Source organism: Citrobacter sp. NCU1, from assembly GCF_010231475.1.
Lineage (GTDB): Bacteria > Pseudomonadota > Gammaproteobacteria > Enterobacterales > Enterobacteriaceae > Citrobacter_D.
The window spans coordinates 18020-32829 of sequence record NZ_NRDO01000011.1; the positions used below are offsets into that span (position 1 = coordinate 18020).

The window sequence follows — 14810 nt, forward strand, 5'->3', positions numbered from 1 at the left end:
AAACTAATAGATAACCGCGTTTTTACTAATATTGGGCGTGGAGTTTCAAGTCGTGTTCGGGGCGTGTAAAGTTAAGTATAGTCAGGGTCTCATGCCAATCTGTAGCGCCAGCTCGCGAATGATTCCGGCCGTCATCCCCCAGACAAAATAATGCTCATACCAGGAAAGCCAGACGCGATGAGCGTCACCACGGCGATACACATCCAATGGATGATAGCGTCTCAATTGCAACGCTTGTGCCAGCGGCATTTCAAACACGGCAGACACTTCATCTTCACTGGCGTGATAATGAAGGTCTGGTGGGATGATGCCAACAACAGGCGTTACCCGAAACCCGGTGACGCTGTCTACCGGAGGAAGGACCCCAATCACCTCAACGGCCTCGGGCGGAATCGCCACTTCTTCCTGGGCTTCGCGTAGCGCAGCGGCGATAAGTGACGCATCACTACTGTCTACCGCGCCGCCGGGAAAGGCCACCTGACCGGCATGTTTACGCAGATGGACGGCACGCTGGGTGAGCAGCAGTCCAGGTTCCGGACGGCGAACGACGGGGATCAGTACGGCGGCCTGACGGTTGTTCAGCGTTTCACGAGTCATCTCCGGGCGTAAAAGTTGAAACCGTGATAAAAAATCATCGAGCGTCAGGCTGCTGTTTTCCACGTCTTAGTTCTCCAGTTGATGCAAAATACGATTCACTTTATCAAACGTTTCCTGATATTCCGCCGCTTCCTGGCTGTCCGCCACAATCCCGCCACCCGCAGAACACGAGAGTTTCCCCCCAGTCGCGCTCAGAGTTCGAATGGTGATACTGGTATCCATATTGCCGCAAACGCTGAGATAACCAATGCTGCCGCACCAGGCATTGCGGCGCTGTGGCTCCAGTTCATCAATGATTTCCATCGCGCGGATTTTCGGCGCGCCGGTGATCGACCCCCCAGGAAAGGCGGCACGCAGCAAATCAGTGGCATGCAGGTTGTCGGGCAACTGAGCGGTGATGGTACTGACCAGATGGTGTACCGCAGGAAACGGTTCAACGACAAACAGTTCAGGCACTTTGACTGACCCTGGTACGGCGACGCGGCCGATATCATTGCGCATCAGATCAACAATCATCAGATTTTCCGCGCGGTCTTTTGGCGAACGGGCGAGTTTTTGCGCCTGCTTGCGGTCATCGTCCGGATCCGCCAGACGCGGAAGCGTCCCTTTGATAGGCCGGGTCTGAATGTGACCGTCCGCGAGTTGAATAAAGCGTTCTGGCGAAAGGCTCAAAATAGCGCCATCTTCCAGCCGTAAAAAGGCGCTGAAGGGGGCGCGGTTGGCCTGATTGAGACGCACAAAGGCTTGCCATTCATCACCTTGATAGTCAGCCTGAAAACGCTGGGCAAGATTCACCTGATAGCAGTCGCCGCTGTGCAGCCAGGCCTGCACCTGGCGAAATTTTTCACCGTATTGCTCGCGCGTCATGTTCGATTGCCAGGCGGAGGTTAACCTGAACGGCTCACGCACGGGCGTCTGCTGGCTTTCCAGCCAGTCGAGTCTGGCGGGAGCATCCGAATGACTGAGCAGCGACACGGTTTGTCGCTGATGATCGACAATCAGCGCCCAGTCGTAAATGCCGATCGCCATATCCGGCAACGTGATATCGCCCAGGGCAATTGTGGGTAGCGATTCAAAACGGCGCCCCAGATCGTAACCAAAGAGCCCCAGAGCCCCTCCCTGAAACGGCAAATCGTCGTTGGGTGAGGGTGTTATCGCCAGAGACGCCAGCGCTGTCTGTACAACTTTCAGCGGATCATCGGTCGTCGTAATGCGATGATGCGCATCGCAGACACGCGTTTTTTCTCCATGTGTGACCAGCGTCGTTACCGGATCGGCCACCAAAATGTCAAAGCGGTTATGCGGATGATCCGCGTGACCGGAGTGCAGAAGCATGGCCCAGGGGGTATGACTCAGCGGTGTAAAATAGTGTTCAGCGGCGTCCTGACGCCAGGGTAACGGAATTACAGCGGGAGATAACGTCTTCATCAGTCCTGACTCGTAACGACTCTACTGGCTATGTGCCGGGTAGCATGAAATAATTAGCGTTAACAATTTAGCAGGAGTTCATCATGTTTGCAGGTTTACCTTCACTCACGCACGATCAGCAACAAAAAGCGGTAGAACGCATTCAGGAACTGATGTCACAAGGAATGAGTAGCGGGCAGGCGATTGCGCTGGTGGCGGAAGAGTTACGCGCCACCCATACCGGCGAGCGAATCGTGGCGCGTTTTGAGGATGAAGACGAATAACGCTGATTTAGACCGCAGCGATAATTTTAATCTCAACCTTATATTTCGGGTTCATTAACCCCGCCTGTACCGTGCAACGTACAGGCGCATGTCCGGCAACAACCCATGTGTCCCAGGCTTTGTTCATCGCCGCGAAATCGCTTTTATCGGTAAGAAAAATCGTTGCATCCAGAATGCGCGCCTTATTGCTGCCTTGCTTTTCCAGCACGGCATCGATTTGCGCCAGGGTATTGGCCGTCTGCTCGAAGGCGTCAGCGTCCAGGTTCTCGGGTACGCCGGTGTAGTACAGGGTATTATTGTGGATCACCACATCAGACCAACGGTCTTCGGCATCAATACGGACAATAGTCATCAATTACTCCTCGTTAGCGTTAAGGTTCCATTTTTACGCGGCAAGACTGCCACAGAGTTTTGCTGTCGTCACCTCTTCAACTGGCGAAAGATCGTCTGGCCTGACATAATCCCTGTTCAAATGAACAGGGGGTAGTGTGTCGGACGATTTTGCTGTAGACGGTCAGTTAGCTAAAGCGATACCGGGTTTTAAGCCGCGTGAACCCCAGCGACAAATGGCCGTTGCCGTAGCCCATGCGATTGAAACGTCGAGGCCTCTGGTCGTTGAAGCGGGAACAGGCACCGGCAAAACCTACGCCTATCTCGCACCTGCGTTGCGCACCAAAAAGAAAGTTATCATCTCAACAGGTTCGAAAGCGTTGCAGGATCAGCTCTACAGCCGCGATTTGCCGACGGTGGCAAACGCCCTGAAGTTCACCGGTAAACTGGCGCTGCTAAAAGGGCGCTCGAACTATTTGTGTCTGGAACGTCTTGAACAGCAGGCGCTGGCCGGCGGTGATTTGCCGGTGCAAATTTTGAGTGATGTCATCTTACTGCGCTCCTGGTCCAATCAAACCCTGGATGGCGACATCAGCACCTGTGTCAGCGTGGCGGAAGACTCCCAGGCCTGGCCGCTGGTCACCAGCACGAATGACAACTGTCTGGGCAGCGATTGCCCGCTCTACAAAGAGTGTTTTGTCGTTAAAGCGCGTAAAAAAGCGATGGATGCCGATGTCGTGGTGGTCAACCACCATCTTTTTTTGGCTGATATGGTGGTGAAAGAGAGCGGTTTTGGTGAACTGATACCCGAAGCCGAGGTCATGATCTTCGACGAAGCCCATCAACTTCCCGACATCGCCAGCCAGTATTTTGGTCAGTCACTCTCCAGCCGACAGCTTCTTGATCTGGCGAAAGATTTTACGATTGCTTATCGCACAGAACTTAAAGACACCCAACAACTGCAAAAATGCGCGGATCGGCTTGCCCAGAGCGCGCAAGATTTTCGTTTGCAATTAGGCGAGCCGGGCTATCGCGGAAACCTGCGTGAGCTTCTTGCCGACTCGCGCGTCCAGCGCGCCTTTCTGTTGCTCGATGACACGCTCGAACTGTGTTACGACGTCGCGAAACTCTCTCTGGGGCGCTCGGCGCTTCTGGACGCCGCTTTTGAGCGAGCCACGCTGTATCGCACGCGTCTCAAACGACTAAAAGAGATCAACCAGCCAGGCTACAGCTACTGGTATGAATGTACGTCGCGTCATTTTACCCTGGCGCTGACGCCACTGACCGTTGCGGATAAATTCAAAGAGGTGATGGCGCAGAAACCCGGCAGCTGGATCTTTACCTCAGCGACGCTGTCGGTGAATGACGATCTTCACCACTTTACCGCGCGACTGGGGATTGAAGAGGCAGAATCCATGCTGCTTCCCAGCCCGTTCGATTACACGCAGCAGGCGCTGCTGTGTGTGCCGCGAAACCTGCCGCAGACCAATCAGCCCGGCGCGGCGCGCCAGTTGGCCGCAATGCTAAGACCCATTATCGAAGCGAACAACGGGCGCTGCTTTATGTTGTGTACCTCGCACGCCATGATGCGCGACCTTGCCGAACAGTTTCGCGCCACCATGACGTTGCCGGTGTTGTTGCAAGGCGAAACCAGCAAAGGCCAACTGCTGCAACAGTTTGTCAGTGCGGGCAATGCGCTGCTGGTGGCAACCAGCAGTTTCTGGGAAGGCGTCGATGTAAGAGGCGATACTTTGTCGCTGGTGATTATCGACAAGTTACCGTTTACCTCGCCGGATGATCCGTTGCTCAAAGCGCGGATGGAAGACTGTCGACTGCGCGGCGGCGATCCGTTCGATGAGGTCCAGTTACCGGATGCGGTCATTACTCTGAAGCAGGGCGTGGGGCGCTTGATCCGTGACGCTGATGACCGTGGCGTGCTGGTGATTTGCGATAACCGGCTCGTCATGCGTCCCTATGGCGCGACGTTTCTGGCCAGTCTCCCGCCCGCGCCGCGTACCCGAGATATTGCTCGCGCCGTCAGGTTTCTTGCCCTCCCATCGGTTAAGTAATTTGTTACGGAGTATGGTAAGATACGCGCCATTTTATTGATCTAAGCACGAAGACCCATGCGAATTCTGGCTATCGATACCGCCACAGAAGCGTGTTCTGTTGCCCTGTGGAATGACGGTAATATCAATGCTCAATTTGAGCTTTGCCCACGAGAACACACCCAACGCATCTTGCCAATGGTCCAGGATATCCTGGCTACCAGCGGCACGACGCTTGCCGACATCAACGCGCTGGCCTTTGGCCGTGGGCCGGGGAGTTTTACCGGCGTGCGCATTGGTATCGGTATTGCGCAAGGTCTGGCATTGGGGGCCTCTCTTCCGATGATCGGCGTCTCAACGCTGGCAACGATGGCGCAGGGCGCCTGGCGTAAAACGGGCGCGACCCGCGTCCTGGCGGCGATTGACGCCCGGATGGGCGAAGTCTACTGGGCAGAGTATCAGCGCGACGAAAATGGCGTATGGCACGGTGAAGACACGGAAGCGGTGTTAAAGCCGGAGGCCGTGAGCGCGCGGTTAACACAACTTTCCGGCGAGTGGGCCACGGTGGGAACGGGTTGGCCAGCCTGGCCGGAACTGGCCAAAGAGAGTGGTCTGACGCTGCGTGATGGCGATGTATTGCTGCCCGCAGCGGAAGATATGCTGCCGTTAGCCTGCCAAATGCTGGCCGCAGGAAAAACGGTCGCGGTTGAACATGCCGAGCCGGTTTATTTGCGTAACAACGTGGCGTGGAAGAAACTTCCCGGTAAAGAATGAATCTCAGTAGTATGAGTCTGATGCAGTGATATGCGCTGAGAAGAAGGAGTCGCACTATGGCGGTTCACAAACAGATCGTGAAAGGAATGCTGGCGGGAGCCGTTGCGCTGATGCTGAGTGGCTGCGTCACCATTCCGGATGCCATCAAAGGCTCAAGTCCCACGCCGCAACAGGATCTGGCGCGGGTGATGAACGCGCCGCAACTGTATGTCGGCCAGGAAGCGCGTTTTGGCGGCAAAGTGGTGGACGTGCAAAACCAGCAGGGGAAAACCCGTCTGGAGATAGCCACTGTGTCTCTGGATAGCGGCGCGCGACCGGTGCTGGGCGAAGCGTCACGCGGACGCATCATGGCGGACGTCAACGGATTCCTTGATCCGGTTGATTTTCGCGGTCAACTGGTCACCGTCGTCGGCCCGATCAGCGGAACGGTCGACGGTAAAATCGGCAATACCCCGTATAAATATATGCTGATGAATGTGACGGGTTATAAGCGCTGGCGGGTGACGCAGCAGGTGGTGATGCCGCCACAGCCGATTGATCCGTGGTTTTACGGTGTACGCGCCAGACCGTATGGTTATGGCTACGGCTATGGTTATGGCGGATGGTATAACCCCGGACCCGCACAGGTTCAGACGATAGTAACCGAGTAACTCATTGTTTTATCGATAAAAGAAACAGCGGCTCGTCCGCTGTTTCTGCATTAATACGGATAGAAGAAAAATAAATAGTGACGCGCTTCGCAACCTTTCAGTTGAGTAATTAATAAACTGGTACGCTGAGTTAATATTATGTTAACGACTTGTTTATTTACTGGGGTTGTGATGACGACGAACACGCATTTTAGAGGTGATGTTTTGAAAAAGGTTTGGCTTAACCGTTATCCCGCCGATGTCCCGGCGGAGATCAATCCTGACCGTTATCAATCCCTGGTGGAACTGTTTGAACAGGCATCGGCGCGCTACGCCGACCAACCTGCGTTCGTCAATATGGGGGAGGTGATGACCTTCCGCAAACTCGAAGAGCGTAGCCGGGCATTTTCGGCGTATTTGCAGCAAGGACTCGGGCTTAAAAAGGGCGATCGTGTTGCGTTGATGATGCCGAACCTGTTGCAATACCCTGTCGCCCTGTTTGGCATCCTGCGTGCCGGGATGATCGTGGTCAACGTCAATCCCTTATATACCCCGCGTGAACTGGAACATCAGCTCAACGACAGTGGCGCAACGGCCATCGTGATTGTCTCCAACTTTGCCCATACGCTGGAAAAAGTGGTTGAGAAAACGGCGGTAAAACACGTGATCCTGACCCGTATGGGCGATCAGCTCTCGACGGCGAAAGGTACGCTGGTTAACTTCGTGGTGAAATACATTAAGCGTCTGGTGCCGAAGTACCATCTGCCGGATGCGATTTCATTTCGTCGCGCGTTACAGAACGGCTATCGCATGCAATATGTGAAGCCTGAAGTGGTGCCTGACGATCTGGCTTTCCTGCAGTACACCGGCGGCACGACTGGGGTGGCTAAAGGGGCGATGCTGACGCACCGCAATATGCTGGCAAACCTCGAGCAGGTACATGCCACCTACGGGCCGCTGTTACATCCGGGTAAAGAGCTGGTGGTCACTGCGCTGCCGCTGTATCACATCTTCGCCCTGACCATGAACTGCCTGTTGTTCATTGAGTTGGGCGGGCAAAACCTGCTGATCACCAATCCGCGTGATATCCCCGGTCTGGTAAAAGAATTGTCGAAATACCCGTTCACCGCCATGACGGGCGTAAACACGCTGTTTAATGCCTTGCTGAATAACAAAGAGTTCCAGCAGCTCGACTTTTCGACGTTGCATCTGTCGGCGGGGGGCGGAATGCCGGTCCAGCAAGCCGTCGCGGATCGCTGGGTGAAGCTGACCGGACAATACCTGCTGGAAGGCTACGGGCTGACCGAATGTTCACCGCTGGTGAGCGTTAACCCGCATGATATTGACTATCACAGCGGCAGTATTGGCTTACCGGTTCCCTCAACCGAGGTCAAACTGGTGGACGATGATGACAACGAAGTGCCGCCGGGCGAACCGGGCGAGTTGTGTATTAAAGGCCCACAGGTGATGCTGGGGTACTGGCAACGTCCCGACGCGACAGATGAGATAATCAAAGGGGGCTGGCTGCATACCGGCGATATCGCGGTGATGGATGAAGAAGGTTTTCTGCGCATCGTTGACCGTAAAAAAGACATGATTCTGGTCTCGGGTTTCAACGTTTATCCGAACGAGATCGAAGATGTGGTCATGCAGCATCCTGGCGTTCAGGAAGTGGCGGCGGTGGGCGTGCCGTCCGGCAGCAGCGGCGAGGCGGTGAAGATTTTTGTGGTGAAAAAAGATGCCTCTCTCACCGATGAGGCACTGGTCACGTTCTGCCGTCGCCATTTGACGGGCTACAAAGTGCCTAAGCTGGTGGAATTCCGTGATGAATTGCCAAAATCTAACGTCGGAAAAATTTTGCGACGAGAATTGCGTGACGAAGCGCGTGGCAAAGTGGACAATAAGGCATAAGCTTTAAATGAGTCGTCAGACGCCGGTTAAGCCGGCGTTTTTTTTGGCGCAAACCTAAGAGAGTACGCTTTGAATTACCAAATGATCACGACGGATGACGCACTGGCAACCCTGTGCGAAGCGGTCCGTGCGTTTAAGACCATTGCCCTGGACACCGAGTTTGTCCGCACGCGCACCTATTATCCGCAACTGGGTCTTATCCAGTTGTTTGATGGCGAACACGTTGCGCTGATTGATCCGCACGGGATCACCGACTGGTCCCCACTGCGCGCCATTTTGCGTGATACTGCCATCACCAAATTTCTGCATGCGGGCAGCGAAGATCTGGAAGTGTTTCTGAATACCTTTGGCGAACTGCCGCAGCCGCTGATCGACACGCAAATTCTCGCCGCGTTTTGCGGACGTCCCTTGTCCTGGGGATTTGCGTCAATGGTGGAAGAGTACACTGGCATCGCGCTGGACAAGAGCGAATCCCGCACTGACTGGCTGGCCAGGCCGCTAACGGAGCGCCAGTGCGAATACGCGGCGGCCGATGTCTGGTATCTATTACCGATCACCGCAAAGCTGATGGCGGAAACGCAAGAGAGCGGTTGGTTACCTGCCGCGCTGGACGAGTGTCGTTTGATGCAGCAACGCCGTCAGGAGATCCTGGCGCCTGAAGACGCCTGGCGTGAAATTACCAACGCCTGGCAGTTACGTACCCGTCAACTGGCCTGTCTGCAATTACTGGCCGACTGGCGATTACGTAAAGCGCGTGAGCGCGATCTGGCGGTCAATTTCGTGGTGCGCGAAGAACATCTGTGGGCGGTTGCCCGCTATATGCCCGGCAGTCTGGGGGAACTCGATGGTCTTGGGCTTTCCGGCAGTGAAATTCGTTTTCACGGCAAGACGCTGATTTCGCTGGTGGCGCAGGCACAGGCGCTCCCGGAAGAGAGTCTCCCGGAACCGTTACTGAACCTGATGGATATGCCGGGTTATCGCAAGGCATTCAAAGCCATTAAGGCGCTGGTTGCCGACGTCAGTGCGACGCATAACCTCAGCGCCGAGCTGCTCGCTTCCCGCCGCCAGATTAACCAGCTGCTCAATTGGCACTGGAAGCTAAAACCGCAGGCGACGCTGCCGGAGATGATCTCCGGATGGCGCGCAGAGTTGATGGCTGAGCCGCTCAACCGTCTGCTGCAAGAGTATCCCCGCTAAGTCAGACGACAACGGGAGTCTGGTACTCCCGTTGTTCGACGGCGTGATCATAAGTCCAGTACCAGCCGTTTACCTTTGGCGCGCGAGCAGCAGATGAGCAGGCTTTGCTGGCTGGCTTTTTCATCGTCGCTGAAATACTGATCCCGGTGATCGGCTTCCCCTTCGAGAATCATTGTTTCGCAAGTGCCGCACACCCCTTCACGGCACAAACACTCCACCTTCGCCGCTTTGTTATTTTCGATAACCTGCAAAATCGTCATCGCTTCGGGGACCACAAACTCGCGCCCTGAACGGGCCAGCACGAGGGTAAAGGCATCGCCCGCCTTATCTTCAACGGCAAATTGTTCAAAATGCAGCGTATTATTGTCGATACCAAGGGTGGCTGCCTCGCGTCTTACCGCGTCGTTAAGCGCCGCAGGCCCGCAGGTATAGATATGGGTGCCCGGTTCAACATCCGCCAGCAGCCGCGCCAGTTCCAGCCGCGTGCCCTCTGACGAAAGGTGCAGATGAATACGGGAAGAGTTGGCATGCTGAGATAATTCACTGTAAAACGCGCAGCTTTCCTGACTGTGGGCACAATAATGGAGCTGCCACTGCGCCTGGCGTTGTTCCAGTTCGGGTATCTGAGAGAGGAATGGGGTGATCCCGATCCCCCCGGCGATCAGCAGATGTTTATGCGTCTGCGGCGCGAGAGCGAAGAGATTCTTCGGGGTAGAAACGGTCAGCGTGTCGCCGGGTTTCACCTGCTGATGCAGATAGCGAGAACCGCCTTTGGAGTTCTCCTCCAGCCGGACAGCAATTTGCCAGTGAGAGGTATCCAGCGGTGAACTCATCAGCGAATAGGCATTGCTGTAGAGATGATCGCCATCGCGCAGTTGCACAATAATATGGCTGCCGCCGCTGAAAGCGGGTAGCGCGCCGCCTTCAGCGGCGACGAAGGTAAAACGCTTTACATGCGTCGTGAGGGTTTCAACCTGACTCACCCGCACCTGATGCATTTGATATTCAGACATCGCTGCACTCCCTTAAAAATCATCCCGACGCTGCCGTTATCTGCAGCGCCAGGGTGTGTCATCGTTATAGCCCCTGGCAGAGATACTTCATCTCCAGGTAATCCTCGATCCCGTATTCAGACCCTTCACGCCCCAGCCCCGACTGTTTGACGCCGCCAAATGGCGCGACTTCATTGGAGATGAGTCCGGTATTGATCCCCACCATCCCGTACTCAAGCTGTTCTGATACGCGCCAGATCCGCGCGGCGTCATTGGTGTAGAAATACGAAGCCAGGCCATAAATGGTGTCATTAGCCTGGCGGATAACATCCTGTTCATCGTCGAACTTCACCAGCGCGGCGACCGGGCCAAAGATCTCTTCCTGTAACAGCTGAGAACCTGGCTGCACGTTGCCTATCACCGTGGGGGTAAAGAAATTTCCGCCTGCCGCATGACGTTGCCCGCCGGTTAACAGCGTCGCGCCACGGGTTAGCGCATCGTCGAGCAGGGACTGCACTTTTTGCACGGCATCACTGTTGATCAGCGGGCCTGTTTGTACGCCGGGTTGACTGCCATCACCCACCCGCAGTGCTGCGACGCGGGCGACGAATTTCTCGCAAAACGTGTCGTAAATGGCGTGGTGAATATAAAAGCGGTTGACGCAAACGCAGGTTTGCCCGGCATTACGGAATTTGGCCACCAGCGCGCCTTCTACGGCTTTATCGAGACAGGCATCCTCAAAAACGATAAACGGCGCGTTGCCGCCTAATTCCAGCGACACCTTTTTAATGCTGTCGGCACACTGGCGCATCAGGACGCGGCCCACTTCGGTTGACCCGGTGAAGGAGAGTTTGCGCACGCGCTCATCACCCGTGAGGACGGCCCCGATATCGCGGGATTTCCCCGTCACGACGTTAATCACACCCGCCGGGATCCCAGCCTGTCGCGCCAGTTCCGCCAGCGCCAGCGCGGTGAAGGGCGTTTCATTCGCCGGTTTGAGCACCATCGTACAACCCGCCGCGAGCGCAGGCCCGGCTTTGCGGGTGATCATCGCCGCAGGGAAATTCCACGGGGTGATCGCGGCGCAGACGCCAATGCCCTGGCGGATCACCATCAACCGTTTATCGGTTGACGGGGTGGGGATAACATCACCGTTGGTGCGTTTTCCCTGCTCGGCAAACCACTCGATAAACGACGCGGCGTAGGCAATTTCTCCTTCAGCCTCCGCCAGCGGTTTGCCTTGCTCGGCGGTCATGATCTGCGCCAGCGCGGAGGTATTGTCGAGGATCAGACGATGCCAGGCTTTGAGTAGCATGCCACGCTGAGCGGCAGTCATCGCCCGCCAGGCCGGCAATGCCTGCGAGGCGGCGTCAACCGCCTGACGCGCCTCTTCAGCGCCCATATTGGGGATTCTCCCCAGCGTCGCGCCCGTTGCCGGGTTTGTTACCGTCAGCGTGGCGTCATCATCGGCATTTCGCCAGACGCCAGCAATGAACGCTTGTTGACGAAAAAGTGAAGACTGAAATACGGACATGGCTCTCTCCCTGCGCGATTAATTCTGAAACACCTGGGCGACCAGATTATGGAAATGGGCGATTCCGTGCTCGGAAATGCCGCTTCCGCTGGCATCCGCCATAATGCGCCCCTGGCCGCGATAGCCGCGTGATTTCAGCCCTTTTTGTACGCTTTCGACCAAGCGTAAATCTTCCGGGCGAAACACGTCGCGATACCATTCGATCAGCGATTTCTGGTCATCGGTTAATTCTTCGTTGGTAAAGTAGATATCGTAGTTTTGCAGGGTGGTTTCCGCATCGACCGGGAACTCATAGATGACCGTCATCATCCCTTTGATCGGCGTGACATTGAGCATGGTGCAGGGCCACAGCCAGAAACCGTGGAAGGCCGCATCCACACCCTCTTCAAATTTGAATGACTGTTCGGAAGGTTTGGCGAAACCGTACTGCAGCGTCCAGTTGCCATGCATGGTATGCCAGTAGCGATCCACCTGTACGGAATCCGAGAAGCCAGGGTGTGCCGGGCCACAGTGGTAGCACTCCATATAGTTATCGACGATATTCTTCCAGTTTGCCGGGGTGCGAGTGGTAAAACGCGCCGCGAGTTTTAGGTCATGAACCTCCGGGCATGCCTCCACCACTTTCGCTGCCAGCCCCGGTAACTGTTCCTCAACGCTGGTTGCATTCGGGTCCATGTTGATAAAGACAAAACCGGCGTACTCTTCAAGGCGAACGGGGGTAAGGTGGGCTTTTTCGCTGTCGAAATTGGCCACGTTTTCACAGTTACGGGCGTGCGCGAGATTGCCATCCAGTTTGAAGGCCCAGGCGTGGTACGGGCAGGTAATCACATTTTTCGCTTTCCCTTCGCCGCTCAGTAACTGATGACCACGATGCGGGCAGACGTTATAGAAGGCGCGCAAAATATTGTCGCGACCGCGCACCAGGACGATATTTTCGCCGATGATTTCGCGGGTCACATAATCATTCGGCTTCGCCAGCTCGCTACTGTGCGCGACGCAAATCCAGCTTTTGGCAAACACGTTCTCTTTTTCATGTTCGAAGGCCTGCTGGTCGGTGTAAAAGCGTGCCGGAATGGTCCATGCATCCTGCGGGTTTGCACAAAAGTTGTCAGGCAAAACAAATTCAGGGCTCAGATTGCTCATAGGGTTACCTTTTCTTTTTTGTCAGTAAGAGGATGTTGGCTCGTGGCGCTCAGTGGTCGCCTTTGAGTATTGTCCCGGCGGGCAGCGTGGGCGTTGATACGGGCGCGTGCTCCAGCGTTTCGGGAAGACTGCTTTCAATTTGATGGGCAGGGATGTGGGCATAGTCCTGCTTTAACCAGCGAATAAAGCCAAAGACCTTCACCAGTAAGATGGCGAGGAACGGAAGCGCTGTCAGTACCACGGTAGTTTTCATTGTTTCCAGCGAGGCGCCGGTAAACAAAATCGACAGCGGAATGAGAGTAATGACGACACACCAGAAGAGACGCAGTCCACGCTCAGGATCTTCACCTTCCTGCAGGTTTCGCGTGCTGGTCGCCGCCATAGTGTAGGCCACCGCATCCATGTGGGATGCGAGGAAAATAATCATCACCGCCAGATATGCCGCCAGGAACAGTTTGCCTGCCGGGAGCGACATCAGGACCTGCTGCACGGCGGTTTCGCCACCCAGCGTTTGCATAATCTGCGGGACGTTGATCACGCCATTTATAAACTGATGGATGGCGTAGCTTTCCATTACGCCGAAGAAGAACCAGCAACCGACGGTGCTGCCGAGGATCAGCGCCCAGATGACCTCTTTAATCTTACGACCGCGCGACACGCGGGTAACGAACATCGCTACGCCTGGGGTATAAGAGATCCACCACAGCCAGTAAAACACGGTCCAGTTGCGGGTAAACGAGCCGTCGCCAAGCGGGTCAGTGAACAGACTCATTTGCAGGAAGTTCTGCGTGGTCAGGCCAATGGCGTTGATCACGCTGTTGGTAATAAATTCCGTGGGGCCCACGATAAGCACCAGCAGCGGCAGCAGAAACGCGCCCCAGCCAACCATTTTGCTCAAACGTTGCAGGCCGTTGTTGATACCAATCCAGGAGCTGAGGCAGAAAATACCGCCGGAAAGCAGGATAACGAAAGCCTGCACCGTGAAGTTATCCGGTAATCCGGTCAGCGCAGACAACCCGCGAGTAAAGGTGGCTGCGGTGACGACCAGCGAGATGGTCAATGCGCCGACGGTGGCGATCAGGAACATCAGGTCGACCAGACGGCCCCAGGCACCTTGCGGATGCACGCCGGTGATGGCGGCAATAATCCCCGAGAGGCTTAACCCTTTATTTTTACGCACATGAAAATGGTAGGCCATGATTAACGAGGCCAGTGTATAGGTTGCCCACGCGCTGATCCCCCAGTGGAAAAAGGAGTAGGGGATACTAAATTCGAGAGCCTTTTGTGAATTTGGCGCGATATTCAGCCCTGGCGTCTGGTAGTAATACGCCCATTCCGCAACGCCCCAGTAGAGTGTGGATGAACCTAATCCGGCACAGATAAACATGAATAACCAGGAAAGGGTGCTGTACTCCGGTTTTCCTTCCCCGAGGCGAATATTGCCGTATTTACTGGTCGCCAGATAAATGACCAGTCCCATTGCCAATAGCACCAGCACCTGAACCGCGGAACCGAGCATCCGGGTAACGCCGTTAAAAATGCTGTTTGCTGCTTGCGCAGACTGTTGGGGGAAGAGACTTAATGCTGCTGCGATAAAAAGAATGGCCACTAAACTGATGGCGATCAGCGGCACATCTTTTTTCTTTTTTACATTGCTCAACATGGGTGATCTCCTGGGCGTCGTCGCCCGTATTTGGCATTGGCCTGTTGTTGTAATCACGCTGTAGGGTCAAGACTTGTCACTTCTGTTTTAACAATTTAATTATTTAGTTGTTACATGAATTAAACAATTAGCGGATGCGTGAAGCAATAAAACACGGAACGGAAATAATAAAAGGTGAAATGACGCAGGTATTTACCAGGGGGAATGAATAAAAAAAGCCGCGTCAGTGACGCGGCTCTTATTGTCTATAGAAAACCCCCAGCTAGGCTGGGGGTTCAGTAAAGCTTTCAGCTTTGAGCCA

The 14810-nt window shown here is 55.0% G+C and carries 13 protein-coding genes; 6 read left to right on the top strand and 7 right to left on the bottom strand.

Features of this window, described 5'->3' with window-relative positions:
* Window positions 1–81: 81 nt before the first annotated feature.
* Window positions 82–660, bottom strand: a complete 579-nt coding sequence (locus tag CJP72_RS04710) for a CoA pyrophosphatase (RefSeq protein WP_162379740.1) — start codon at window positions 658–660, stop codon at window positions 82–84.
* Window positions 661–663: 3 nt separating this feature from the next.
* Window positions 664–2028: an aminodeoxychorismate synthase component 1 gene (pabB, locus tag CJP72_RS04715; RefSeq protein ID WP_162379751.1), complete on the bottom strand. Its 1365-nt coding sequence runs from the start codon at window positions 2026–2028 to the stop codon at window positions 664–666.
* A gap of 80 nt (window positions 2029–2108) precedes the next feature.
* On the opposite strand from pabB, the gene CJP72_RS04720 reads away from it, so the two are divergent.
* Window positions 2109–2288: a YoaH family protein gene (locus CJP72_RS04720; protein WP_162379741.1), complete on the top strand. Its 180-nt coding sequence runs from the start codon at window positions 2109–2111 to the stop codon at window positions 2286–2288.
* Between the two features lie 7 nt (window positions 2289–2295).
* On the opposite strand, the gene CJP72_RS04725 is transcribed toward CJP72_RS04720, so the two are convergent.
* Window positions 2296–2640, bottom strand: a complete 345-nt coding sequence (locus CJP72_RS04725; RefSeq protein WP_162379742.1) for a RidA family protein — start codon at window positions 2638–2640, stop codon at window positions 2296–2298.
* Between the two features lie 136 nt (window positions 2641–2776).
* Between CJP72_RS04725 and CJP72_RS04730 the strand changes: the two genes are divergently transcribed.
* From CJP72_RS04730 to rnd, 5 genes are all read left to right on the top strand, one after another.
* Window positions 2777–4687: a helicase C-terminal domain-containing protein gene (locus tag CJP72_RS04730; protein WP_162379743.1), complete on the top strand. Its 1911-nt coding sequence runs from the start codon at window positions 2777–2779 to the stop codon at window positions 4685–4687.
* A 57-nt stretch (window positions 4688–4744) separates the two neighbouring features.
* Window positions 4745–5440 (top strand): tRNA (adenosine(37)-N6)-threonylcarbamoyltransferase complex dimerization subunit type 1 TsaB, encoded by a 696-nt coding sequence (gene tsaB / locus CJP72_RS04735; RefSeq protein ID WP_162379744.1) that lies wholly within the window; start codon window positions 4745–4747, stop codon window positions 5438–5440.
* A 56-nt stretch (window positions 5441–5496) separates the two neighbouring features.
* Window positions 5497–6090 (top strand): Slp family lipoprotein, encoded by a 594-nt coding sequence (locus tag CJP72_RS04740; RefSeq protein WP_162379745.1) that lies wholly within the window; start codon window positions 5497–5499, stop codon window positions 6088–6090.
* 204 nt (window positions 6091–6294) lie between these two features.
* Window positions 6295–7980: a long-chain-fatty-acid--CoA ligase FadD gene (gene fadD, locus CJP72_RS04745; RefSeq protein ID WP_162379746.1), complete on the top strand. Its 1686-nt coding sequence runs from the start codon at window positions 6295–6297 to the stop codon at window positions 7978–7980.
* Window positions 7981–8061: 81 nt separating this feature from the next.
* A complete protein-coding gene (rnd, locus tag CJP72_RS04750; protein ID WP_162379752.1) occupies window positions 8062–9177 on the top strand; it encodes a ribonuclease D in 1116 nt (371 codons plus the stop codon).
* 47 nt (window positions 9178–9224) lie between these two features.
* Here rnd and CJP72_RS04755 read toward each other — a convergent pair whose 3' ends face one another.
* From CJP72_RS04755 to CJP72_RS04770, 4 genes are all read right to left on the bottom strand, one after another.
* Window positions 9225–10190: a PDR/VanB family oxidoreductase gene (locus CJP72_RS04755; protein ID WP_162379747.1), complete on the bottom strand. Its 966-nt coding sequence runs from the start codon at window positions 10188–10190 to the stop codon at window positions 9225–9227.
* A gap of 64 nt (window positions 10191–10254) precedes the next feature.
* Window positions 10255–11703: an NAD-dependent succinate-semialdehyde dehydrogenase gene (locus CJP72_RS04760; protein ID WP_162379748.1), complete on the bottom strand. Its 1449-nt coding sequence runs from the start codon at window positions 11701–11703 to the stop codon at window positions 10255–10257.
* Between the two features lie 18 nt (window positions 11704–11721).
* A complete protein-coding gene (gene yeaW, locus CJP72_RS04765) occupies window positions 11722–12846 on the bottom strand; it encodes a carnitine monooxygenase, oxygenase subunit YeaW (RefSeq protein WP_162379749.1) in 1125 nt (374 codons plus the stop codon).
* A gap of 49 nt (window positions 12847–12895) precedes the next feature.
* The gene (locus CJP72_RS04770) at window positions 12896–14509 is read right to left on the bottom strand and encodes a BCCT family transporter (protein ID WP_162379750.1); all 1614 of its coding nucleotides are present in this window, start codon (window positions 14507–14509) and stop codon (window positions 12896–12898) included.
* Window positions 14510–14810 lie beyond the last annotated feature (301 nt).